The organism is Fusibacter sp. 3D3 (assembly GCF_001748365.1).
In the GTDB taxonomy this organism is placed as follows: domain Bacteria; phylum Bacillota; class Clostridia; order Peptostreptococcales; family Acidaminobacteraceae; genus Fusibacter_A.
Window position 1 is genome coordinate 150,508 of the sequence record NZ_BDHH01000007.1, and the last position, 24,645, is coordinate 175,152.

Consider the following 24,645-nt stretch of genomic DNA (forward strand, 5'->3'; position numbering starts at 1 on the left):
TATAGGAGTCTTTTGACAAAAACAACGGGAGGCAAACATGGATAAAATCAGAAAAAAGACGAGACAACGCTTTAAAAATAGAAATTTATTGACCAATACGATTGTTATGGTCACGAGTTTTTTAATCGTGTTCTTTTTATTTAATCAATCCGTATTTAACGGCATTTATGATTACAAAATAGGTGATATCGCTAAATCAGATATCTATTTGACCAAAGATGTCATCGATCAAAAAGCAACGCAAAGCTTGAAAGATAAAACCGCACAAGAAATTGAACCCATCATGACCATTGATTTCTCTAAACAAGTTGAGACAAAAAAACAGCTCAATGAATTTTTTGGAAGATTACTTGAACTCAAAGAGAATTATGCAAATGATACAGAACTTTTTAAAAGAGTGTATGCAGGCATTGAAAGCAAGAATCCCTATGGCTTTGATGACAAAATGCTCCAATCGATTTCAACGATGTCTGTTGATCGGATCACGCTTATTAAAAATTATTCCATGGATATCACTCAAGAAAACATGTCCAATGGCATCGAAATTGGAGAATTGCTGGATATTACAAACGGCATAAATGCCTTTGTTCAAAATCTTTCTGACATTGGTGAAAATGATAAGCTTATATTAATGAAGTTTGTTACAGGCTCTATAAAAGCGAATAAATTTGTGGATCAAGAAAAAACGGATAAAAAAATTCAAAATGAAATGGATAAGATTGACGATGTCGTATATCCGTCGGGGACTTTGCTCGTTTCTAAAGGTTCAAAACTGACGGAAAGAGAACTAAATATACTCAAAGATGGAAATATGATGATTGAGTCAAGTAAAGATCATCTTCTAAATCTATTGGGACTTTTAGGTTTACTTATAATGATTTGGGTTATCAATCATTTATACTTGATTTATTTTGAAAGGCATGTCATTGAGAAATCTAAAGAATACATTATTTTAATGGCATTGTTTGTTATGATTTTTGCAAGTTCAAAAATATTTGCCTCATATTCCATCTATTTAATTCCAATTCCTGTTTTTGCAATGCTAGTGGGTATTTTACTGACGCCAAATCTCGTGAAATTCTATGGCACAACGCTTATTATTTTGATCAGCATTTGGTTAGGTTTACCCTCTTACGTCACCCTGATGTATTTGTTGAGTCTATTGATCGTCGGTTTATTTTTGAGAAATGTGAAACTGCGTTCGCAAATTATGATGATGGGCATATACGCATCATTAATCATGGTTGTATTTATGTTGATGAATGCTTTGATTTTTAAAACATATAATGAAAATTTACTCTTTAAATTGATGATTATTTTTACGAATGGTATTATGTCGTCTGTCATAACACTTGGAACCTTGCCGTTCTTCGAGACCTTATTTCATATATTGACACCTTTTAAGTTGCTTGAACTATCTAATCCTAATAGAGAACTTCTCAAAAGATTATTGGTTGAAGCCCCTGGAACATATCATCACAGTATACTCGTCGGCAATCTCGCTGAAACAGCCGCTCATGATATTTCGGCAAATAGTATGCTCGCAAGAGTAGGTTCTTTTTATCACGATATCGGGAAATTGGAAAGGCCTTATTATTTTAAAGAAAATCAGGTTGGACCAGAAAACCCACATGATAAATTACCACATCAGGTGAGTGCAAATATTATTCGAAACCACACTGTTTTTGGTGTGGAATTGGCAGAGAAAAATAAACTGCCAGAGGAAATTCTACAGATTATTAGAGAACATCATGGGACATCTCTCATCAAGTATTTTTATCATCAAGAGCTGACGAAGAATGCCGCTGTTGATATTACTAAATTTCTATATCATGGGCCAAAACCCGTCAGCAAAGAAGCCGTTGTAGTTATGCTTGCGGATTCAGTTGAAGCAGCTGTGCGCACGCTTGAAAATCCAACAAAAGAAGCTATTGGAGATCTGGTCGATAAGATTATTGCTCAGAAAATAAGTGAAGATCAGTTGAGCAATTCCAATATAACGCTTAAAGAAATTGAACAAATTAAGAGATCCTTTATAAAAGTTTTAGGGGGCATATTTCATGAACGCATAGTATACCCAGAAATTGATATGTCCATGATTTCAAAAGAGACTTTTAATGAAAACAGGGATGATCCAAGTGAGGTGCACGAAGATGAACATTCAAAGTAAGATGACTGTGGAAGTGATAAATGAGACAAATGAGATTCTAGACCCCTTATTAAACGCTCAAATATTAGAAGTCATAGAACTTGTACTGGATTCAGAAAATATAAACGCAGAAGGTGAAGTGAGTATCCTTTTTGTGGACAATGAGCGCATTAAGGCACTCAATCGTGAGTATAGAGCTAAAGACATTGAAACGGATGTTTTGTCATTTCCACAATACGATTCGATTAAGGATACCACTGTTCAACAGTCCTATTTGTATTTAGGCGATATCGTGATCTCTTTAGAAAAAGCAAAAGAACAAGCCGAAAGTTTTGGACATACATTTGAACGTGAAATACTATATCTTGTAGTACACAGCATTTTGCATCTAATAGGTTATGATCATATGGCGGATGAGGCAAAATGTGAAATGAGGACTAAAGAAAAAGCAATCTTCAAAAGAATAGCTGTTTTTAAAGCCTAAAAGCAAGAGCAAGAGCATAAAATTTATCCGCGGAGGCAAGAATGAATAAAAATGCTAAGTTGAAAATACCATTACTCCTTATTGCATGCCTAATTTTGGTGACGGGTTGCCAAAAGCAAGTGCAAAGTGTTCCAGAAGTTGAAGAAGCTGTTAAAATAGTAGTTCCTCAAAAAATGGATGAAAAAGAAGATGACATGGATCAGGAATCTGTCGATTTGACGGGTAAAGCGCTTAATAAGCTCACTGGACTTTATATGGATGAAAAAAATATTCAAAACAGACCTATCGTTGTGATGCTGGACAATCAGTTTTCAGCAAGACCACAAGCCGCTATTGAACAAGCTGATGTCATGTATGAATTTTTAGCCGAGGGCAGAATTACAAGATATATGGCCGTCTTTTATAGCCAAAGACCAGAGCACATAGGCCCTGTGAGAAGCGCAAGACCCTATTTTCTCTTAAAAGCACTTGAATACGATCCGTTTTATGTTCATGTAGGGGGCTCTATGGATGCACTTTCCAAGATCAGGTCCTATAAAATGGCAGATATTGATGGCCTCTCAAGTGGCGCTTTCTGGAGAGAAAGTCATAAAAAGATCCCGCATAATATGTATACTTCCTCTGAAGTATTACTTGAAGATGCTGCTCGAAAGAAGTATCGAGAGATTCCTGAATTTAAATTTTTAGATTTCTACAAGGAATTTACAGTGATTGAAGGCGTTGACGCAACTGAAATTAAATGCGTTTACAAAGAACCGACTCAGAACGATAAAGTTGGCTATACGACTTCGTATAAATATAACAATGCAGATCAGTTGTATTATAGATATACTAATAATGGACCCCATGCTGACGAAAACTCCAAGGTTCAGCTCACTTGTACGAATGTCCTTGTACAATACGCGAAGACGAAGGTGTTGGATTCAGAAGGGCGCTTACAAGTGGACTTAGTGGGTTCGGGAACAGGTGATTACTTCACTGCAGGTAAAACCATACCAATCAAATGGGAAAAATCAGATCAAAATGCACTAACTCTGTTCTATACACTTGAAGATCAGCCGATAAAATTAAATCCTGGCGTCACATGGTTTCAAATTATGGAAACGGGTAGTCAAGCTATCGTGGAAAAAGATAACGAGTAGAGGTGAATATATGGATTATAAAGGATTAATAGAAAAAGCTTATGAAGCTATGGCGTATGCATATGTACCTTATTCAAAATTTCAAGTGGGTGCTGCATTACTCACTAAAACGGGGGAAATCTTTACGGGGTGTAATGTAGAATCAGCCTCCCTTGGTGCGACAAACTGTGCTGAAAGAACAGCTGTCTTCAAAGCAATTTCGGAAGGCTTTAGAGAATTCGAGGCCATTGCCGTCGTATCCTCAAGTAGAGACTTTACTTATCCTTGTGGCATTTGCAGACAAGTCCTTGTGGAATTCGGAAAAGATATTGACATCATAGTTGCAAAAGATTATGATTATGAAGTCTATAAAATTGATGATTTATTGCCAAGATCTTTTACTGGTATTGACATCAAGTAATCAGCTATAAAAACGGAGGTATGCATGTCCTTTAAATCAGGTTTTGTCACCATCATTGGAAGACCAAATGTTGGGAAATCAACGTTACTCAATAATGTCATTGGTGAAAAAATCGCTATTATGTCTGACAAGCCTCAGACGACACGTCATAAAATAACAGCAATGTACACAGACGAAGAAGTTCAGATCATCTTTGTGGATACACCAGGAATTCATCGCCCTAAAAGTAAATTAGGCGATTTCATGGTAAATAGCGCTAAAGGGGCTATTGCAAATGTGGACGTTGTCATACTCATGGTTGATAATTCTATGAAAATCGGTCCTGGTGACCAGTATTTATTAGATTTTATAACCGAAGCGAAAGCAGAAGTTATTTTAGTGATTAACAAAGTGGACTTGCTCACACCAGAAGAATTCAAAGCCATTTATGAAACTTATTCCAAGTTTGATTTTATAAAAAATATCATGGGCCTTTCAGCCATTAATGCCAAAGGGGTTAAAGAACTTGTAGAAGCCATTAAAGCAGAACTTCCTGTGGGGCCACCTTTATACCCAAAAGATTTCTTAACAGACCAATCTGAAAGAACAATCGTTTCTGAAATAATAAGAGAGAAAGTTTTGAAGTACATTGATGATGAAATCCCACACGGTGTTGCGGTTGAAGTTCAAAGTATGAAGTTTAGACAAGATAAGCCTATTTGTGATATAGAAGCTGATATTATATGTGAAAAGAAATCGCATAAGGGCATTATTATTGGTAAAGAGGGGCGTAAACTTAAAGGTATCGGTAAAAGTGCACGTCAAGATATTGAGGTGCTTCTGGATATGAAAGTCAACTTACAACTTTGGGTTAAGGTTAGAGAAGGCTGGCGAGACAATCAAGGCATCTTGAAAAATTTAGGTTATAAAGAATAATAAATAAACTTTATTAATATGGATTTAAGGTAAGTTGAATAGACTTACCTTATCTTGCGTTCGTAATATAACCTTTGAGGAGGTGCGTATGGGACTGTTAATGTTTTACGAATATCTAGATAAAATCGAACAACTTCTAGAGCAAAAAAAAGAAATAGAATTACACAATTACCTAGAGAATATGCACGCTGCCGATATCGCTGAGGTTCTGGAAAACCTAGAGGTTGACGATCAGACACAGGTTTTTGGATTACTTTCTGATGAAAAAGCGACAGATGTTCTAGAGCAGATTAATCCAGAAGATTTTAGCAGCTTGATCAAAGCTTTAACCTATGAAAAGAAAGTCACTTTACTGGATTTGATGAGTCAAGATGACATCGTCGATAAGCTCATAGAATTACCTGAGAGTAGGCAGAAAGAAATCATCGCATTTTTGGATTATGAAGATGCCCAAGACGTCAAGCAACTTTTAATCTACGAAGAAGATACCGCTGGTGGTATCATGACGACGGACTTTGTGTCCATTAAAAAGGATTATTCCATCTATTATGCGATAGAGACGCTTAGAGCAATTGCGCCTGATGCTGAAACGATCTACTATATCTATGTAACCGATGATCTCGATCGCCTAGTAGGTGTTATTTCACTCAGACAATTGATTATATCCCCGCCCAATAAAGCGGTTGACAGCATAATGAATGAAAACCTCATCACTGTTAATGTTCATGAAGATCAGGAAGCTGTTGCTAAAATTGTCACAAAATATGGTTTGTTAGCGGTACCTGTTGTAGATGATAACAACGTAATGCTGGGCATTATAACCGTAGATGATATTTTAGATGTCATTGAAGAAGAGGCAACAGAAGATATTTTTAGATTTGCAGGGACAAATGAAGATGAGATTTACGAAAATGATGATACCCTTTTTGAACGTGTTAAGAACTCTGTAACCTCTCGTTTGCCTTGGTTGATCATCACGATTTTTGGTGGTCTATTATCGGCAACAGTGTTGACCTCTTTTCAAACGACTATAAGTGCAAATGCAACTTTGGCGTTGTTTATGCCATTACTTGCGGGCATGGGCGGGAATGTCGGCACTCAATCCTCTACGATAACGGTTAGAAATATTGCCACTCATGCAATTGAAGGGATCGGTATTTTTAAGACATTGATTCATGAAATATCCGTGGGGATATTTGTTGGAATCGTGTGTTCCTTATTGGTTGCAGCGGCGGCATATTTTATGCATGGTGAATATCACATTGCAATTATTGTCGGCATTTCCATGTGGGCGAATATGACAACAGCTTCTGCAATTGGAACGATTGTACCTCTTGTTTTTAAAAAAATTGGTGTAGATCCTGCCGTTGCATCCGCACCATTTATTACCACGACGATAGATTTGACAGGCCTGACCATATATTTTTCACTTGCAACAATTATGATGGCGAACATTCCCAAATAGATAAAAGGGGGATCATCCATGTTTTTAGAAACTGACGGAATTGTCCTCAAAGCTACCAAATCAACTAATAATGATGTTTTTTTGACTGTTTTTACGCGCAAAGCGGGTAAGATTGAAATTGTAGCCAATGGTGCAAAGAGCAGTAAATCACCACTTGCAGCATGTTCAAAACCATTTGTATTCGGTCTTTTTATGATCAATACATCCAGTAAGATGATGCGCCTTAACAACTGCATTATACACCATTCTAATTTTAGAATTACAGAGTCACTTGATAAACTTGCGTATGGAAGCTATCTCTTAGAGCTTTGCAATCTTTCGACACACAAAAATATGATTGACTTAGATCATTATGCACTCATCGTTGAAATGGTGGACTTGCTCGCCAAAAAAGAAGTGGATTTGAAATTACTCCAACTTTCATACTTGATTAAACTGGCGAAATTTTCAGGACATATGCCCAATCTTTTAGCAACGTGCACTCAATGTGGTAAGCCACTAGATGAATTTATTTTTGAGGTCAATGCAGGTGGTCTTATCCATAGAGCCTGTATGACTCAAGAGGGTCAAATCTTTAAACTCAATCAACAGTTCATTCAAATCATACAGTATCTTTCGGTCAAAGATATTCGAGTGATTGTCAATACAAAGTTTCATCAAAGTTATATCGATCATCTTCTCCCTCTATTTGAACTCTATATTCTAACGCATTTGGATATTCATCATATCAATTCTAAAGCCTTTATAGAAACATTGTCCAAATAAATAGATTGGGATTGTGTTAGAAGATAGATGAAAATTAGAGATATTTGTGTAATAACGCGTTGACAATGGTATAATAAGTTTATAGAAACAGAACTTTATAAGATTGGAGTGATTTGAATGAGAATTACATTGGAAATGGTAGATGAAGTTATTAACAGAACTGGTGTTACGTACAAAGAAGCAAAAAATGCGCTTGAAAACAATGAAGGCGATCTCTTAAAAGCAATCGTGTATTTAGAAGAACTTCAAAATGAACCCTCTAAATCAGAACATAAAAATATGTCTGGACAAGAAATTATCGATAAATTAAAAAGCTGGGTTAATGAAGGTTTCATCAATCAAATTACGATTGTTAAGGCTGGAAGAACGGTTGTTGATATTCCCATTATGGCAGGTGCCATTGGTGCGGTTATCTTTACAATCCCAACAGTGGCTGCAATTATTGCAGCAGTTGCTACGGGCTGTGAAATTAAAATCGTCAAAGCAGATGGTGAAGAGATCAATATCAATGAAATGACCCAAGATAAATTTGAAGATTTAAAATCCGTTTTCAAAGAAAAAAAAGGGACTGAAACAGACCAAGCGGAAGATGAAGAGACTGAATTTGCCGAAGATGCTATTTTCGAAGAAGACCTCTTTGAAGATGAAGAAAAAAAATAATAAGCGTATTTTCAGCAAAAGTGTTTACAGTGTATTTAATATATGATATTATCAATAAAAATATTGCAGCGATGACAAAGAATAGTATTTTAACAATGACATGCAGAGAGTTGATGGCTGGTGTAAATCAACGATATTGTTAAAGGAAGGGCGCTTTAGAGCTATGCATACTTAAGTGGGCTACGGCCAACTAGGGTGGAACCGCGGAATCATCTTTCGTCCCTTTCTATAGGGATGGAAGATTTTTTTTTGATAATTTGACTATATTTCTTGTAAAATCAGCATTAAAAATGGATAATGGAGGTAAGTTATGAATCCGGTAACGATGGAAAAGGTAGTATCTTTATGTAAGTCTAGAGGTTTTATATTCCCTGGCTCTGATATATACGGTGGGCTAGCAAACTCTTGGGATTATGGTCCGTTAGGTGTAGAGCTTAAAAACAATGTCAAACAAGCTTGGTGGAAAAAATTCGTACAAGGCAGTCCATTAAACGTTGGTATTGACAGTGCGATTTTGATGAATCCAGAGGTATGGGTGGCATCTGGTCATGTAGGCGGCTTCAATGACCCTTTAATGGATTGTAAATCCTGTAAGACAAGATTTAGAGCAGATCAAATAATTGAAGCTCACATGGCTGAAAAAGGTGAACATGCAGATGCTATAGATGCTTGGGGCAATGAAAAAATGGAAAAATACATTGCAGATGAGGGGATTAAATGCTCAAACTGTGGTGAAATAAATTTTACAAACATTAGGCAATTTAACCTCATGTTTAAGACTTTTCAAGGTGCAGTAGAAGATTCCTCCACAGAAATTTACTTGAGACCAGAAACAGCTCAAGGCATATTTGTGAATTTCAAAGCGATTCAAAGAGCTTCTAGAAAGAAAGTGCCATTCGGTATAGGTCAAATTGGTAAATCATTTAGAAATGAAATTACACCGGGCAATTTTACTTTTAGAATTAGAGAATTTGAACAAATGGAACTGGAATTTTTCTGTGAACCGGGTAAGGACTTAGAATGGTTTGCATATTGGAAAGAATTCTGTATGAATTGGTTGTTGAGATTGGGGCTAAACCCTGATCATGTGAAATTCAGAGATCATGAAGCGGAAGAATTGTCTCATTATTCGAATGCGACCACGGATATCGAATTTAAATTTCCTTTTGGATGGGGAGAGTTATGGGGCATTGCAGATCGCACCGATTTTGACTTAAAAGCACATATGGAACATGCTAAAGTGGATTTATCCTATCAAGATCCTATTACAAATGAAAAATATGTGCCATACTGTATAGAACCCTCACTTGGAGCTGATCGTGTAACGCTTGCATTCTTGGTAGATGCCTACAATGAAGAAGCACTTGAAGATGGAACCAGTAGAATTGTAATGAAGTTCCACCCAGCGCTTGCACCTTTTAAAGCAGCTATTTTTCCTTTATCTAAAAAATTAAATGAAAATGCTCAAGAAGTTTTTAATACACTGGCAGAATATTTTAGCGTTGATTTTGATGATTCTGGGAGTATTGGTAAGCGTTATAGAAGACATGATGAAATCGGAACACCTTACTGTATCACATACGATTTTGACTCAGAAGAGGATCAATGTGTGACAATTCGTCATAGAGATACAATGGACCAAGAGCGCGTTAAGATAGAAGATTTAGTTGCCTATATTACCAAAGGTCTTAAATTTTAAACGATTCATTTGGAGTGTAATTTATTTGAAATCTTTTAAAAGTGTTGTGGCTTTGAAAATATATCAATAAATTTTTGATAAATGGATATATATTAAGCAAATGGAGGCGCCTATGGACAATAGATACCATATATTTATCTTATCGGATTCACTTGGTGAAACGGCAACGCACGTTGCCAAAGCAGCCATGAATCAATTTTTAAATAAAGACTATATTGTAAAAAAGTACAATTATGTACGCGACGAAGATGCTGTGGAAGAGATTGTAATAGAGGCATCAAGACATAAGTCTGTGATTCTCTTTACGACGGTACTCGATGAAATGCGGTTAAAAATAATTTCATCTTGTGAGCAACACCATGTCACTTATCATGATATTCTCTCACCTGTACTAAACCAGTTTGCAGAGTTCTTTGCGGATAAACCTGTGGGTAAGCCTGGAACCATGTACAAATTGGATGACGATTATTTTGAAAGAGTTGCAGCTATTGAATTTGCAGTGAAATATGACGATGGTAAGGATTTAAGGGGTTTGAAATATGCGGATGTCGTGTTGCTTGGCATATCAAGAACGTCTAAAACACCGCTAAGCATGTATTTATCGCATAAAAATGTCAAAGTGGCAAATGTACCTTTAGTACCTGAAATTCCAGTGGCAAAAGAAATTTTTCAAGTGCCGAAAAACAAACTGATTGGTTTGACGAACTCCCCTGATAAATTAAATGAAATCAGGATGGAGCGATTAAAAGCGCTTGGCTTGTCATCAGATGTGGAATACGCCAATATGGATCGTATTTTGCAAGAGCTGGATTATGCTGAAAAAGTTTATAAGCAATTAGGGTGTCCCATTATTAACGTTGCAAATAAGGCCATAGAGGAAACCGCAAGTATTATCCTCGAAATAACAGGTCTTAATATGAAGCTCAAGTAGTGACAGATAATTGACCCATAGTATTCTATGGGTTTTTTATAAATTTTATCTTTGTGAGGGAAGGTTAAAAATGAAAAAATTTGTTTATGCTTTTGAAGAGGGCTGCAAAGAGCTCAAATCACTGCTAGGTGGTAAAGGTGCAAACCTAGCAGAAATGAAAAAAATTGATTTGCCAGTACCAGAGGGATTTACGATTACAACTGAGGCCTGTAATCAGTACTATGTTGATGGTAAACAAATTTCAGAAGAAATTGTCACACAAATTGAGGCTAACTTAAAACTTTTAGAAGCTAAGACTCAAAAAAAACTGGGAGATTCTAATGATCCTCTATTGGTATCTGTAAGATCTGGTGCAGTGGTTTCAATGCCGGGTATGATGGATACAGTCCTTAACTTAGGCTTAAATGATTTATCCGTTGAAGGGCTTGCTAAACTAACTGAAAATCGAAGATTTGCGATGGACTGTTATAGACGGTTTATTCAAATGTTTGGAGATGTCGTACTGGAAATTCCTAAGTATAAGTTTGATAAAGTTTTAGATGGCAAGAAAGAGATTTGTGGCTATGAGATGGATACAGATCTTACAGCAACAGACCTTGAAGAAATTATCGCGGGTTATAAAAAAATTGTCAAATCTGAAAAAGGGTTTGATTTTCCCCAAGAACCTAAAAAACAAATGATGATGGCGATTGAAGCCGTATTTGGTTCGTGGAATAACGACCGCGCCATCGTATACAGAAATTACAACGAAATTCCACATAATCTTGGAACAGCTGTTAACATTCAGTCCATGGTATTTGGAAACATGGGCACAACTTCAGGTACTGGTGTTGCCTTTACGCGTAATCCCTCTACGGGGGAAAACAAACTCTTTGGTGAATTTTTAATCAATGCACAAGGTGAAGACGTTGTTGCAGGGATTAGAACGCCTCAGAAAATTGACGAACTCAAAGATGCGCTCCCAGAGGTCTATCAGCAATTTGTAGATGTTTCGGCAAAACTTGAAACCCATTATAGAGATATGCAGGATATTGAATTTACAGTTGAACGTGGTATTTTATACATGCTCCAGACCAGAACTGGTAAGAGAACAGCCTATGCTGCCATTAAAGTAGCCGTCGATATGGTGGATGAAGGTGTTTTGGATAAAGAAGAAGCACTCATGAGAATAGCACCGTCACAACTGGATCAATTACTGCATCCAACATTTGAACCCTCTGCACTTGAGTCTGCCAATCTTTTAGCAAAAGGATTACCAGCTTCACCAGGTGCTGCAAGTGGTAAAGTGTACTTCCATTCAGCCGATGTGGTCAGAGCAAGAGAACAGAGAATCAATACGATTTTAGTAAGAACTGAAACGTCACCAGAAGATATTGAAGGCATGGTCAAAGCGGAAGGTATCTTAACTTCAAGAGGGGGTATGACTTCCCACGCTGCGGTTGTCGCAAGAGGCATGGGAAAATGCTGCGTTGCAGGTTGCGGTGAAGTTAAAGTAGACGAAGAAAACCGTATTTTCAGAATTGGAGACCAAATCTTCAAAGAAGGCGATTACATTTCACTTGATGGTAATACAGGTAAAGTCTATTCAGGTGCAATTAAGACGATTGAAGTCGGCCTAACAGGCGATTTTGCCAAAGTATTAGAATGGGCTGATGAATTCAGAACTTTAGGGGTTAGAACCAATGCTGATAATCCTCACGACGCCGAAACGGCCGTGAAATTTGGCGCTGAAGGCATCGGTCTTTGCCGCACAGAGCATATGTTCTTTAGCGATGATCGTATTCTGAGTGTAAGAGAGATGATTGTAGCCTCCAATAAGGTTAACCGTGTAAAAGCACTGGATAAACTCTTGCCATATCAAAAAGAAGATTTCATCGGTATTTTCAAAGCGATGGGGTCAAGACCTGTAAACATCAGACTCTTAGATCCACCCTTACATGAATTCTTACCACATAAAGATGAGGAAATTGGCGCATTGGCTAGAGATTTGGGCGTAGATTTTGAAGTCCTTAAGTCTAAAGTGGAGAGTTTAAGTGAGTTTAACCCAATGCTGGGTCATAGAGGGTGTCGTCTGGCAATCACGTATCCAGAAATCTATGAAATGCAAGTAAAAGCGATCATAGAAGCAGCGGTGTATTGTAAAGATGAACTCAAAATAGAAGTACATCCAGAAATTATGATTCCACTGGTTGGACATCTTAAGGAATTTACAATTCTCAAGAAACTTGTCATAGATACAGCCACAGAAACGCTTAAAGCGTTAAATGCTGAGGTTGTCTATAAAGTGGGTACTATGATCGAAGTGCCAAGAGCCGCATTAATCGCAGATGAAATTGCAGCAGAAGCTGAATTCTTCTCGTTTGGAACAAATGATTTAACGCAAATGACCCTTGGGTTTTCACGTGATGACTCTGGAAAATTCCTTGATGAATACGTGAAAAAAGAAGTCTTTGATAAAGATCCATTTGAATCCATCGATCAAAACGGTGTGGGCAAACTCGTTAACATGGCCTGTGAACTTGGCCGAAAAACAAACCCATCGATTAAGTTAGGCATTTGTGGCGAACACGGTGGCGAACCGAAATCCATCGAATTCTGCCATAAGACAGGCTTAAATTACGTTTCATGTTCACCGTTTAGAGTACCAATTGCAAGACTTTCAGCGGCGCAGGCGGCGATTAACAATCCAAACCTAAAAAAATAAGTTGATTGCATAAGGCGATTTTAAATAGAAACCATATATCAAATTTTTATAGGAAGGGGGTTATCTCTGAATACTTTAAGAGATAATCCCCTTTTTTACAAGTAGAGCTCTAAGGGCGGAGTACTTATTTAGTCATAAAAACTTAACATTCTTTTAATCGAAAAATAGAGGAATTAAGGGTATAAATGTTTAATACATACTTTATAGAGAATAGAATTGGTTAAAATATTAATTTCAGTATTTCATTTTAAAAGGTGGTGACATAATGATCAAATTTAGAGAAGAGCATGAAAAACTTGAATACGTACAACTTGATTCAAAAGCCCAAAAGGTGTCTGATTCAAAGGGGAGACGTTTAGAAGAGGAACAGTGTCCTATTCGAACAGATTACCAAAGAGACCGCGATCGCATTACGCATTCCAAAGCATTTAGACGATTAAAGCATAAAACTCAGGTTTTCTTATCGCCAGAGGGAGATCATTATAGAACGCGCTTGACACATACACTTGAAGTTTCTCAGATTTCCAGAACCATAGCGGGTGCACTCAATTTCAATCTTGATCTCACAGAAGCAATTGCACTTGGTCACGATCTTGGCCATACCCCCTTTGGGCACTGTGGTGAGGAGCGGTTGAATAAAATACATCCATCAGGTTTTAAACACAATGAACAAAGCCTTCGAGTCGTTGATTTTTTAGAGCGGAGAAATAACAGTACCTTTGGACTGAATTTAACTTCTGAAGTGAGAGATGGTATTTTAAATCACAATGGTCCAAACTTACCGATGACGCTTGAAGGCCAAATTGTTAAAATTTGTGATCGAATTGCATATCTCAACCATGATATTGATGATGCCATCAGAGCAGGTGTCCTCAAAGAATCTGAAATCCCAAAGGAATTTTTATTGTCTTTAGGCGAGACGCATGGCAAACGGATCAATACGTTGATCATGGATCTTATTGAAAACAGCTATGGCAAAGAAATCATTTCCATGAGTGCAGAAAAGCAAGAAGCGTTCACTAGGCTTAGAAAATTTATGTTTGAACATGTTTATCTCAACAAGGAAGCTAAAAAGGAAGAAGCGCGTGCAGAATCAATCGTAGAGTCGTTATACAACTATTATTTGCAAAATCCAGATAAGATGCCAGAAGAACGCTTTGAGGACTATCATAAAAGCGAAGGCATAGAAGCAATTAAAGATTATGTTGCAAGTATGTCGGATCGGTATGCCGTAAATATATATAAGGAGATTTTCATTCCTAAATTTTGGCTTTATTAGGTAGGGGTGCTAAAATTTCGTGTCCAGTAAAAATTTCTTATTAAAGTTTATTAATAATAAAAGGAATTAATCGTTTGATGTCGAATTATTTAAAAAGAGAATGATTTATAAAAAAAAGGAAGGGAAATGGATGAGCGGCAGATATGAAAATAACATCTTTGATGTGATTCTTGAAAATATCAACATCATAGATGTCATCTCAAGCTATATAACAGTTGAGAGATCCGGTAAAAACCATAAAGCATTGTGTCCATTTCATCATGAGAAAACAGCTTCATTTATTATATCAGAAGATAAGCAACTTTATCATTGCTTTGGATGTGGTGCAGCAGGAAATGCGATCAATTTTGTCATGAATTATGAAAATTTAGATTATATTGATGCCGTGGAACAACTGGCCGATAAGTATAATGTGGACATTTCAAAGTTTCAAAAAGGCAATGATCAAAAAAGTTCTAGCTATTATACGCAGTTTTATGATATATTAAGAGATGCGGCAATTTATTATTATAAGAATTTGCGCACCAGTGATGAAGCCATGCAGTACCTTCAAAAACGTGGGATTGATTTTGAGATCATAAAACAATTTGGGCTGGGCTTTTCTAGTGATGCTTGGCAAGATACGATTGGTCAACTTTCAAAAAAATACGATATTAAAAGTCTTGAAAAAGTAGGTCTCGTCATTCCTGGAAAGGAAGGCAAACGCTATTATGATCGCTTTAGAAACAGAATTATGTTTCCAATCATCAATCCCAAGGGTAAAGTTATTGGATTTGGTGGGCGCGTTATGGATGATTCATTACCGAAGTATTTAAATTCTCCAGAAACGGAGATTTTTAATAAAAGTAAAACTTTATATGGCCTTAATCTTGCTAAAAATGCATTGCAAGATAAAAAGCAACTTATAATTGCGGAAGGCTATATGGATGTTATCGCACTCCATGTGAATGGCTTTACGAATGCTGTTGCAACATTAGGGACTGCACTCACAAAAGAACATGGTAGATTGATGCGTCGTTATGCAGATGAGGTGATTATTTGTTACGATTCTGACGTCGCTGGTCAAAAGGCGAGTTTAAGAAGTCTCGATGTATTACACGGTGTTATTGAGAAAGTTCGCGTCGTTGTATTAGGTGAAAATCTTGATCCAGATGATTATCTTAAAAAATATGGGATAGAACGTTTTCAGGCTAAACTGGATCACGCGATGACCTCAACAGAGTATAAACTCAATCATCTAAAGCAAGGGTTTAACCTCAATCATGAGCAAGAGAAAATTGAGTTTCTATCAAAAGCAGTTGTCATTATTGGCGAACTGAGCAACGAATTTGAGAAAAATCTCCACATTGAGCGGCTGAGTGATGAACTCAACGTCAATTATGATTTGGTTGCCAAGGAAGTTTATAAGGAGAACTACAATGGCAGAAGCCAATATGGTTTTTCAGGTGATCAAAAGAAAAAAGAGGCTGTGAAACTGACAACGGATCGGAACAAACATCTAGAAAATCAATTGATTGCGTTCTACATCCATAAGTTTATACTTTTAAATGAAGAGCAAAAGAAATTGATTCAACAGTTCCAGTTTTCAGAAGGGACTCAAGATATTATTGACTATATCATGTATTATTTTTCGATACACGAAACCTTTTCAAAACAGGAAATCATTGAAAATGCTGATATCACCATCTCAACAGCACTTATTGAAATATTGGACAGTTATATTGATGAAGTAGAAGAAATTGACATAGATTTAGTTCTCAATAACATACTCATAAAAAACATTGATGAAGAACTAAGCATCATCCAATTGAAATTAAAAACACAATTTAGCCAAGAAGTACGAGATGAATGGAGAAGGTTGATTGATTTAAAAAACACCATTTTACAAAAAGTAGAGAAGAAGACAAACTTTAAATTTAAAGAATAAGAAAACTAGTGAAAGGAGGCACTTCAATTGAACAGTAAATTGAATGCCAAACACCAAGAAATCATAAAAGGGTTAATTAAAAAAGGGAAAAAACAAGGAACACTCACTTACAAGGAAATTCAAGATAAACTTTCGCAATTTGAGTTAGATAAAGATCAAATTGAAGAGGTTTTTGAAGCGTTTAATGACTTGAATATTTCGGTTATCACTGAATCTGATGAGGATGAAGACGAAGAAGAGGATGAAGAAGAGGATATCGATCTTGATCTTGATGAAATTGATTTAGAAGACCTCGAAGATATTGAACCCCTTGATGATTTGGATGACCTCGAAGATTTGGATAAAATTAGAGATGATGAAGAAGATGAAGAGGATGAAGAAGATGACATCAAAATTGACTTGTCCTTACCTAAAGGGATAAACATTGATGATCCAGTTAGGATGTATCTTAAAGAAATCGGTGAAGTCGCATTACTATCGAGTGAAGAGGAAGTTAACCTCGCTAAGCGTATGGAAACCGGTGATGAAGATGCTAAAAAGAAACTTTGTGAAGCCAATTTGCGTCTAGTCGTCAGTATTGCTAAAAAATACGTCGGCAGAGGCATGTTATTCCTTGATCTAATCCAAGAAGGTAATTTGGGTCTTATTAAAGCGGTTGAAAAGTTTGACTGGACAAAAGGTTTTAAGTTCTCGACTTATGCAACTTGGTGGATTCGCCAGGCTATAACACGTGCCATTGCAGATCAAGCGCGAACTATTCGAATCCCAGTTCATATGGTTGAAACCATCAATAAATTAATCCGAGTTCAACGACAATTACTTCAAGAACTTGGAAGAGAACCGATCCCAGAAGAAATTGCAAAAGAAATGGATATGCCTGTTGAGAAAGTCAGAGAAATTTTAAAGATTGCTCAAGAACCCGTATCCCTAGAGACACCGATCGGTGAAGAAGAAGACTCACATCTTGGTGATTTTATACCGGATAACGATGCCCCTGCACCAGCGGATGCAGCAGCTTTCTCTATGTTGAAAGAACAGCTTATGGAAGTTCTAGAGACATTGACACCAAGAGAACAAAAAGTGCTTAAATTGAGATTTGGACTTGAAGATGGACGTGCGAGAACGCTCGAAGAAGTGGGCAAAGAGTTCGATGTTACACGTGAGCGAATCAGACAAATTGAAGCTAAAGCGCTTAGAAAATTAAAGCACCCAAGCAGAAGTAAAAAACTTAAAGATTATTTAGAGTAAGCATAAAGGGGTTTTCAGCTTTTGGCTTCTGACACTCTAAGCTTTGAAGCAGATCAAAAAGCATTCGCTTAGGCGGATTCTTTTTTTTGGTATAACCCTTGGGGAGATGAACCCCACTTCTTAAAGCGGGGTTCATCTCCCTAATTCAAAGGGCGTATTAAACCAAGCACTATCATTAAAGAAGAACTGAGGCACAATAAGTGAGAAAACAAAAATTATCTCAGAGATTAAACCAAATGGCGAAATGGATTGAGCCAGATTCAAGCATCGCAGATATAGGCACTGATCACGGCTATTTACCCTATTACCTTTTTGAGCAAGGCAGGATAAAAAATGCCATTTTATGCGATATTAATTCAGGTCCACTTGAAAATGCTAAAAATACATTTCATGGATCCCCCTATGGTAACTCTTCTGAATTTAGACTGGGATCGGGTATAGAGCCCCTGAAAAATGGGGAAGTGGACTACGTCATCATTGCGGGTATGGGCGGTTCTTTGATCAAAGCCATATTGGCAAACAACATCGAAAAAACAAAGTCTTTTAAAGGTTTTTTTCTGCAACCGCAAACCGAACAAGATGTTCTAAGAGTTTGGCTTTTGGAAAACCATTTTCAGATCGTAAATGACCTTTACGTTTTTGAGGATCAAAAATACTATGAGGCACTTTTCGTAATGCCAAATGCCCTTGATTTGAAATTAAATCCTGTATTGACGATCAGTAAATCGAGTCAAGACAGTTTTTATGTCTATGCAATTTCAAAGGATTTGGAATATGGGTATAAGGTACATCCAGAGAGCATCGTGGTCTATAGGGCTTATTTGGCGTACAAGCGTCAAAAATATGAAATGATTCAGTCTAAAATTAAGAATGTGGATAGTCTCAAATATGCACAGTGCCAATCCAAGTTACAGCAAATCAAGTTGTTGTCTCTGCATTTAGAGATGCATTTAAAGAAGCGGGATTAACGAAAAGTAAAGGAGGGTTTTATGGTTACTTCAGTGGGCAAAATACTTAAATTATTAGAGCATATCGCACCTTTAAGTCTAGCCGATGCATGGGATAATTCCGGATTGCTCATCGGGCATTCAGACCGCGAGGTAGACCGAATTCTAATTGCACTAGATCTTACAGAAGAGGTCTTAGAAGAAGCACTTGACGAAGGGTTCGATCTAATTCTCACACATCATCCTTTAATTTTCAACCCTATAAAGCAGATCACCACTGAAACGCGTATTGGCAAACTCATCATTAAATTAATTGAAAACAGGATCAGTCTCATTTCGCTTCATACCAATATGGATCGTTCTTTTGAAAACGGGATTAACCGTTACGTAGGGGAAAAACTTGAATTAGAGGATATGACTATTCTTGTGAAAGATGAAGCGTATGTAGGTTATGGTGTCGTGGGTAATTTTAGTGCAGCTCAGCCTTTAGAAAATGTTGTGGCCACTTTAAAAACGCTATTTAATCAAAAAACCATAAAACTCACAAACGGCACTTTAGATAAACCTATAAGGCGTATCGCTTTTTGTAGTGGTGCTGGAGCTGATTTTATCGAACAAGCATTAAGTGAACATGCGGATTTATATATTACGGCTGATGTCAAACATCATGAGAGTCAACTGGTAAACGGTTCTACAATGACCTTATTAGATGTAGGGCATTATGAAAGCGAAACTGTTTTCTTAGAGCGTCTTAAAGCGCTTTTAGATGAGCAAATTGCCCTTAAAAATTACGATGTTTTTACGATGGTCACCGAAACAGAAAAAGCACAATTCAAATATGTATAGAAAATGGAGCTCCACTTTAAGCTGAAGAGAACCTCTTAAAGTGGGATATATAAATTCATGATATTTTAACGATATATTGCTTTAAGTCTCTTCAAATTTTGGGTATCATGAAAGCAATAGGATAAAATAAAGCGTTAGGGGATCGTGTTGCCATGAAAAAAAAGGAAAAGACGAAACAGATGCAGAAAACAAAACACAGCTTAAGACATAAAATTACGAAATTTATGTTTTTAAATAGCAGTGTTTCAAATTTAATTTTAAGTATATTGGTTATTGTAATCATAGTAGGTGCAATGAATACTTTTGGAATGGCAACCTCAAATATAATAGCGAGTCAAATCGTTGGAGAACTAGAAAATCCAATGTCTATAGGAAAGTTCGGAAAAAAATCAGTAGAAAATATTGACCCTGACAATGAACAATATCAAAGATGGCTTAATGCGATTGGCAACAAATTTTATTTTAATATGAGTTCAGGATTTGTACTCCGTACGGAAGAAGAACTCATGAATATGGAGAATTTTGAAAAAACAGATACCGAGGGTCTTACTGAAGTAGAATTCGTATTTGTAGAAATTGATGTAAAAGAGACTCCTGTTTTTTCTACACTTCCAGAAAGTATGGATATCGAAAATCCAGAAAACAACCCATTGGGCACGCACTATTTCTATGTCTCCGAGCAGGCATTTAGAAATTCATTAGGCGAAAACGTTGGCACCGTTAGAGTGATGTTTAATCCGTATATTTTAGTGAGTATCACTTTTATTTTAATTTGCATCTTTATTTTTGCCACTTTACTTTCAAATATCGTTTCATTTTTTATAAGCAAAGTCATGGCGAAATCATTGACCAATCCACTTAAAGAGCTACAATTAAAATTGAATAATTTAGCAGAAGGCGATATAGAATCTGCATTCACAACTGAGGTGTCTTTAAAAAAACCAATGCTTGAAATGGCAAACCTCGCATCAGCCACAAATTTGATCATAGAAAAAATGAGAGATTATGCTGAAACTCTAGAAGACCATCGGGTGGAGTTGACCGCTCAAAATGAAGAGCTTGAAGAAAAAGGGACTCACCTCATTCGTATTAACAATCAACTTGAGTCTATGAATGTTCAGATGAAAGATATTTTAGATAACGTGGGGCAGGGCTTTTTAAGATTTGATGAAGATTTGATGATTCACAGTGAATATTCTAAGGAGTGCATGGATATATTCAATCACAATATTACGAATCGCGTGTTTTCAAAATTAATTTTCCCAGATGATCCTGACCAGGGCGCTTTTGTGGATGAACTTCTTGTAATGATTCTAAAAGAAGAGTCAGCCATGACCAAACTCTATTTGCCCTTGTTACCAGATGAAGTGTGTCTCAATGATCATATTATTGAGATTGACTACAGACTTTCAAAGCGAGATGCAAATAAGAAATCAATGATTGTCATATTAACCGATATCACTGAAAAAAGAAAATTAGAAGCTCAAATGGATAAAGAACAGCATATTTTGAAAATGGTTGTAAAAGCTTTAGTCAATCGCACCATGTTCATTGAAGTTGCTGAAAGTTTTGAACGCTTTATGGCAGAAGGCATAGAGAGCCAATGGCAATTTGCACAAAATCAAGAGGAAAATCTTCAATACATCATGCGTCAACTTCATACCTTTAAAGGTAACTTTAGCCAGTTTGATGTGGTTCAATTATCGGATGCGCTTCACATTGCTGAAAATCAGCTTTTAAACATCATTCGAAGTGAAGGCAGCTGCAACGTAGATTCTTGTTTGGATACAAAAGCGCTTATGTCCGCTTATGATCACGATATTAACATTATCAAAACCTATATCGGGGATGATTACATGCTACAAGATGATTATTTCTTAATTGAAAAATCCCGGATTATAGAAATTGAATATAAAATGCAAACTATTTTATCCGAACAAGATTGTAAAATTTTGTTGCCTGAAATAAGGAGTCTCTGTTATAAACCCATAAAAGATCTCTTCAAAATGTACCCTGACTACACGCTAAAACTTGCTGAGCGGTTAGATAAAACCCTTTACAATTTTGAAATTGAATCCGAAAATCTATTAGTGGATGAACTTAGATTCCAAGATTTCAGCAAAAGTATGGTGCATGTCTTTAGAAATGCGGTGGATCACGGGATTGAATCTCCAGATGAGCGTGTGGATGCAGGCAAAGAAATGATGGGCAGTGTCAAGTGTCTCATAAAAAAACGGGGTGAATCTGTAGAAATAACCATTATGGATGATGGCAGGGGGATTGACCTAGAACGCATTAAAGAGAAACTGACCCATTCGGGGTATGGTCCAAAGCAACTCGATGAAATGAGTGTATCGACATTGCTTTCTAAAATATTTGACGATAACTTTTCGACCAAAGAAGAGGTTACCCTGTTTTCTGGTCGCGGCGTTGGCTTATCTGCAGTTAAAAAAGAGGTTGAAGCGCTTCAGGGGACAATCAAGGTAGATTCAGAACTTGGCAAGGGGACGACGTTTATATTCGAACTTCCATTGGAGGGTAAAACTGAAATTGAAGCTATTGTGCCTATGCATCTGATGGAAACTTTGGCGAATACTTCAGCAGATTACTTGAGAAATCAGGTTGAAGGTCATCCCATAACAACTTTTACAGAAATTCTAAAATCTAAGAAAATTGAATTGAAACAGTTGACAGCCCTTGTGAGTCTAAAAGGAGTTATCAATGCGCTGATTATGATCAGCGTAAATCAGCCTATGGCTCAAAAGCTTGCAAGCAGTTTTCTAATAGAAATCAATAAGGATGAGGATATGGAACCATATATTGAAGATGTCCTCGCAGAAATTGCAAACACAGTTCTTGGAAATACACTGGGGCGGCTAGATGACACAAGTGAATTTTTACACATGGGCATCCCTGCTATTATTACCAATAATGGTGCTTATGTCAAATATACAAACGCTGAAATATTGACTTTTAATCTTCAATACGAAAAATATGAATGGAGTGTGCATATGATTCAAATCGAAAGTAATTATATAGAGGAGGAATCTCTATGGCAAGAATAATGATTGTAGACGATTCAACCGTTATGAGAATGAATTTAAAAAAAATACTCACGGATGTTGGACATACTATTGTTGCAGAAGCACAAAATGGAAAAGAAGCGTGTGCACAATACGAAAAGTATAGGCCAGATTTAGTGACTATGGATATTTCAATGCCTGTAATGACAGGTGTGGAAGCTACAAAAGCCATCGTAAGTAAATTTCCAGATGCTGTAATTGTAATGATCAGCGCACTTAATCAAAAGAAGATGGTGTACGATGCCTTGAAAAATGGGGCTAAACATTATATTATTAAACCGATTGATCAAGAAAAAGTCATCAGTGTTCTAAATGAAGTTTTGCGAACTGATGTGTCGACTTAAAAAGAGGAGAATTGCTTGAAATGATAAATAATGTGCTTTTGATCTCCAAAAATCAACTGTTATTAGAACAGCTTCAATCAAACATTGACCCCAATGAGTATGCGTTAACGCAAACCAGTGGTAGCGATATCATGCAAAAGTGTTTTTTGTTATCACCGTGTTATATCTTTGTTGATCTTAATGATCTCAGTGAACAAATGATTCAAGTCATTAAGACCATCAACGATCTTGATTATATCCCCATTCTTTATATAGGTGAAGTTTCTTCTGCAAAAAGGATGGAAATTGCACTTGAAGATGAATTGCTACTGCCTTTGGATGCCTTTATTTTACAGTCGAGTTGCCTTTTGAAACAAGGCATTCAATTTAAAAGGCAATATAATAAAGTTTCACAGGCGTATGACACAATGGATGCGTTGACCACAGATACTAAAAGCATTATGGCAAATTACTTAGAACACAATACTCTAGATCCTGTAAAACTCTATAATGACATCATCAATAGTATTTTCATGGACAATCCCCTTTTGAATAATAAACCTCAGTATGTCTGGATCTTGATAAAGGTTGGCGATAATTACAAAGCCAATTTATATCTTCGTGAAAAGCCTGATGATAACTATGTAAATATAAGTATTTCTAAAGTCCCCATGGATCATTCTTTTGGATTTGATGTTTTTGCAGAAAACGGCTTTAAGATTAATTTGTTTGAATCTCACTTATCGGATATAGACTCTACATCTAAAATGTTTCCGGACGAAATGCTGAATGACATGGCCGCTGTTGAAAATTTTGCGGGTTATGGTCTGGATCAAATGGTCGTTATTGGATGTAATTACGAACACTCGGTCAGCAGCTATGAAGCCTCTATTTTAAAATCTGCTACAGTTACACTGGATTTACTGGAAAACATTCAGATGAAGTTATCTGACGTCGAAGGCGCTTTTAATTACACGTTAGATGCGCTTGCAAGAGCGGCAGAGGCCAGCGACGATTCAACAGGCCAGCATATTAAACGCGTTAATGAATATGCAAAGTTCATTGCCATGGCATTAGGTCTTGAGAATTCATTTGTAAAAGAAATTGCGAAAAGCGCCCAAATGCACGATGTGGGTAAAATTTACGTGGACAATAGTATCCTTCAAAAAAAAGGGCCTCTTGATGAAAGGGAATTTTATGAAATGCAACAACACACGCTTTATGGTGAACGGATCGTTGGCGCCTCTGATTATTTAAAAATGGCATCGGAGATTGCACTGAACCATCACGAAAAATTTGATGGCAGTGGTTACCCCAATCAAAAAAAAGGTGAGGCAATACCACTTTCAGCTCGAATCGTTTCACTTGCAGATGTCTATGATGCGCTTAGAAGTTCAAGATCATATAAACCGGGATTTACGCATGAAAAAGCTTGTGATATAATCCTAAACGGAGATGGCAGAGTTATGCCAGAGCATTTTGATCCTCAAGTTTTAGCGGTCTTTAAAAAAGAACATTTAAGCTTCAACTCTATATTTGAAGCGCATAATTATAATTAAATTTTTAATAACGCATGTCCATAAACAATCTATAGAGGGTCGCTCAAATTTTGACTTTTGACACTCTAATTATAATTGTTTTATGGACTTTTTTTATGAATTGAATGGCACTTGTCGGG

General features: G+C 36.7%; 19 protein-coding genes. All 19 read left to right on the forward strand.

Going from position 1 to position 24,645, the window contains the following annotated elements:
- The first annotated feature begins 37 nt into the window (after positions 1–37).
- The 19 genes from F3D3_RS10195 (at position 38) to F3D3_RS24095 (ending at position 24,526) form a co-directional block, all read left to right on the forward strand.
- Positions 38–2,170: an HD family phosphohydrolase gene (locus tag F3D3_RS10195; protein ID WP_069873591.1), complete on the forward strand. Its 2,133-nt coding sequence runs from the start codon at positions 38–40 to the stop codon at positions 2,168–2,170.
- Entirely contained in the window at positions 2,154–2,633 is a 480-nt protein-coding gene (gene ybeY / locus F3D3_RS10200; RefSeq protein ID WP_175438344.1) for an rRNA maturation RNase YbeY, read from the forward strand. The genes F3D3_RS10195 and ybeY overlap by 17 nt, the downstream gene beginning before the upstream one ends.
- Positions 2,634–2,674: 41 nt before the next feature.
- Positions 2,675–3,775: a DUF3048 domain-containing protein gene (locus F3D3_RS10205; RefSeq protein ID WP_069873593.1), complete on the forward strand. Its 1,101-nt coding sequence runs from the start codon at positions 2,675–2,677 to the stop codon at positions 3,773–3,775.
- A 10-nt stretch (positions 3,776–3,785) separates the two neighbouring features.
- Positions 3,786–4,175 carry a cytidine deaminase gene (locus F3D3_RS10210; protein ID WP_069873595.1) on the forward strand — a complete coding sequence of 130 codons (390 nt, stop codon included), beginning with the start codon at positions 3,786–3,788 and terminating at the stop codon, positions 4,173–4,175.
- Positions 4,176–4,199: 24 nt separating this feature from the next.
- Positions 4,200–5,090: a GTPase Era gene (gene era / locus F3D3_RS10215; protein ID WP_069873597.1), complete on the forward strand. Its 891-nt coding sequence runs from the start codon at positions 4,200–4,202 to the stop codon at positions 5,088–5,090.
- 88 nt (positions 5,091–5,178) lie between these two features.
- The gene (gene mgtE / locus F3D3_RS10220) at positions 5,179–6,555 is read left to right on the forward strand and encodes a magnesium transporter (RefSeq protein ID WP_084388944.1); all 1,377 of its coding nucleotides are present in this window, start codon (positions 5,179–5,181) and stop codon (positions 6,553–6,555) included.
- An 18-nt stretch (positions 6,556–6,573) separates the two neighbouring features.
- The gene (gene recO, locus F3D3_RS10225; protein WP_069873599.1) at positions 6,574–7,320 is read left to right on the forward strand and encodes a DNA repair protein RecO; all 747 of its coding nucleotides are present in this window, start codon (positions 6,574–6,576) and stop codon (positions 7,318–7,320) included.
- A gap of 117 nt (positions 7,321–7,437) precedes the next feature.
- A complete protein-coding gene (locus F3D3_RS10230) occupies positions 7,438–7,980 on the forward strand; it encodes a DUF4342 domain-containing protein (protein WP_069873602.1) in 543 nt (180 codons plus the stop codon).
- Positions 7,981–8,290: 310 nt separating this feature from the next.
- Positions 8,291–9,679: a glycine--tRNA ligase gene (locus F3D3_RS10235; protein ID WP_069873604.1), complete on the forward strand. Its 1,389-nt coding sequence runs from the start codon at positions 8,291–8,293 to the stop codon at positions 9,677–9,679.
- A gap of 112 nt (positions 9,680–9,791) precedes the next feature.
- Positions 9,792–10,610, forward strand: a complete 819-nt coding sequence (locus F3D3_RS10240) for a pyruvate, water dikinase regulatory protein (RefSeq protein ID WP_069873606.1) — start codon at positions 9,792–9,794, stop codon at positions 10,608–10,610.
- A gap of 70 nt (positions 10,611–10,680) precedes the next feature.
- Positions 10,681–13,314 carry a pyruvate, phosphate dikinase gene (gene ppdK / locus F3D3_RS10245; RefSeq protein ID WP_069873608.1) on the forward strand — a complete coding sequence of 878 codons (2,634 nt, stop codon included), beginning with the start codon at positions 10,681–10,683 and terminating at the stop codon, positions 13,312–13,314.
- A gap of 265 nt (positions 13,315–13,579) precedes the next feature.
- Entirely contained in the window at positions 13,580–14,593 is a 1,014-nt protein-coding gene (locus F3D3_RS10250) for a deoxyguanosinetriphosphate triphosphohydrolase (protein ID WP_069873610.1), read from the forward strand.
- 130 nt (positions 14,594–14,723) lie between these two features.
- Entirely contained in the window at positions 14,724–16,520 is a 1,797-nt protein-coding gene (dnaG, locus tag F3D3_RS10255; RefSeq protein WP_069873612.1) for a DNA primase, read from the forward strand.
- A 27-nt stretch (positions 16,521–16,547) separates the two neighbouring features.
- Entirely contained in the window at positions 16,548–17,768 is a 1,221-nt protein-coding gene (rpoD, locus tag F3D3_RS10260) for an RNA polymerase sigma factor RpoD (RefSeq protein ID WP_069873613.1), read from the forward strand.
- A 200-nt stretch (positions 17,769–17,968) separates the two neighbouring features.
- Positions 17,969–18,736: a class I SAM-dependent methyltransferase gene (locus F3D3_RS10265; protein ID WP_069873615.1), complete on the forward strand. Its 768-nt coding sequence runs from the start codon at positions 17,969–17,971 to the stop codon at positions 18,734–18,736.
- Positions 18,737–18,757: 21 nt separating this feature from the next.
- Positions 18,758–19,561: a Nif3-like dinuclear metal center hexameric protein gene (locus tag F3D3_RS10270; protein WP_069873617.1), complete on the forward strand. Its 804-nt coding sequence runs from the start codon at positions 18,758–18,760 to the stop codon at positions 19,559–19,561.
- Between the two features lie 152 nt (positions 19,562–19,713).
- Positions 19,714–22,626, forward strand: a complete 2,913-nt coding sequence (locus F3D3_RS24995) for an ATP-binding protein (protein WP_069873619.1) — start codon at positions 19,714–19,716, stop codon at positions 22,624–22,626.
- Positions 22,614–22,988 carry a response regulator gene (locus F3D3_RS10280; RefSeq protein WP_069873621.1) on the forward strand — a complete coding sequence of 125 codons (375 nt, stop codon included), beginning with the start codon at positions 22,614–22,616 and terminating at the stop codon, positions 22,986–22,988. The genes F3D3_RS24995 and F3D3_RS10280 overlap by 13 nt, the downstream gene beginning before the upstream one ends.
- 20 nt (positions 22,989–23,008) lie before the next feature.
- On the forward strand, positions 23,009–24,526 hold the full coding sequence (locus F3D3_RS24095; protein WP_069873623.1) for an HD-GYP domain-containing protein: 1,518 nt from the start codon (positions 23,009–23,011) through the stop codon (positions 24,524–24,526).
- The last annotated feature ends 119 nt before the right edge of the window (positions 24,527–24,645 follow it).

Coding starts and splice junctions, on each gene's coding strand:
- F3D3_RS10240 (WP_069873606.1), top strand. CDS start 9,792: ATGGACAATAGATACCATATATTTATCTTATCGGATTCACTTGGTGAA.
- F3D3_RS10210 (WP_069873595.1), top strand. CDS start 3,786: ATGGATTATAAAGGATTAATAGAAAAAGCTTATGAAGCTATGGCGTAT.
- F3D3_RS10205 (WP_069873593.1), top strand. CDS start 2,675: ATGAATAAAAATGCTAAGTTGAAAATACCATTACTCCTTATTGCATGC.
- F3D3_RS10235 (WP_069873604.1), top strand. CDS start 8,291: ATGAATCCGGTAACGATGGAAAAGGTAGTATCTTTATGTAAGTCTAGA.
- F3D3_RS10280 (WP_069873621.1), top strand. CDS start 22,614: ATGGCAAGAATAATGATTGTAGACGATTCAACCGTTATGAGAATGAAT.
- ppdK (WP_069873608.1), top strand. CDS start 10,681: ATGAAAAAATTTGTTTATGCTTTTGAAGAGGGCTGCAAAGAGCTCAAA.
- F3D3_RS10195 (WP_069873591.1), top strand. CDS start 38: ATGGATAAAATCAGAAAAAAGACGAGACAACGCTTTAAAAATAGAAAT.
- F3D3_RS10250 (WP_069873610.1), top strand. CDS start 13,580: ATGATCAAATTTAGAGAAGAGCATGAAAAACTTGAATACGTACAACTT.
- recO (WP_069873599.1), top strand. CDS start 6,574: ATGTTTTTAGAAACTGACGGAATTGTCCTCAAAGCTACCAAATCAACT.
- F3D3_RS24095 (WP_069873623.1), top strand. CDS start 23,009: ATGATAAATAATGTGCTTTTGATCTCCAAAAATCAACTGTTATTAGAA.
- F3D3_RS10270 (WP_069873617.1), top strand. CDS start 18,758: ATGGTTACTTCAGTGGGCAAAATACTTAAATTATTAGAGCATATCGCA.
- ybeY (WP_175438344.1), top strand. CDS start 2,154: ATGAACATTCAAAGTAAGATGACTGTGGAAGTGATAAATGAGACAAAT.
- era (WP_069873597.1), top strand. CDS start 4,200: ATGTCCTTTAAATCAGGTTTTGTCACCATCATTGGAAGACCAAATGTT.
- F3D3_RS24995 (WP_069873619.1), top strand. CDS start 19,714: ATGAAAAAAAAGGAAAAGACGAAACAGATGCAGAAAACAAAACACAGC.
- F3D3_RS10230 (WP_069873602.1), top strand. CDS start 7,438: ATGAGAATTACATTGGAAATGGTAGATGAAGTTATTAACAGAACTGGT.
- dnaG (WP_069873612.1), top strand. CDS start 14,724: ATGAGCGGCAGATATGAAAATAACATCTTTGATGTGATTCTTGAAAAT.
- mgtE (WP_084388944.1), top strand. CDS start 5,179: ATGGGACTGTTAATGTTTTACGAATATCTAGATAAAATCGAACAACTT.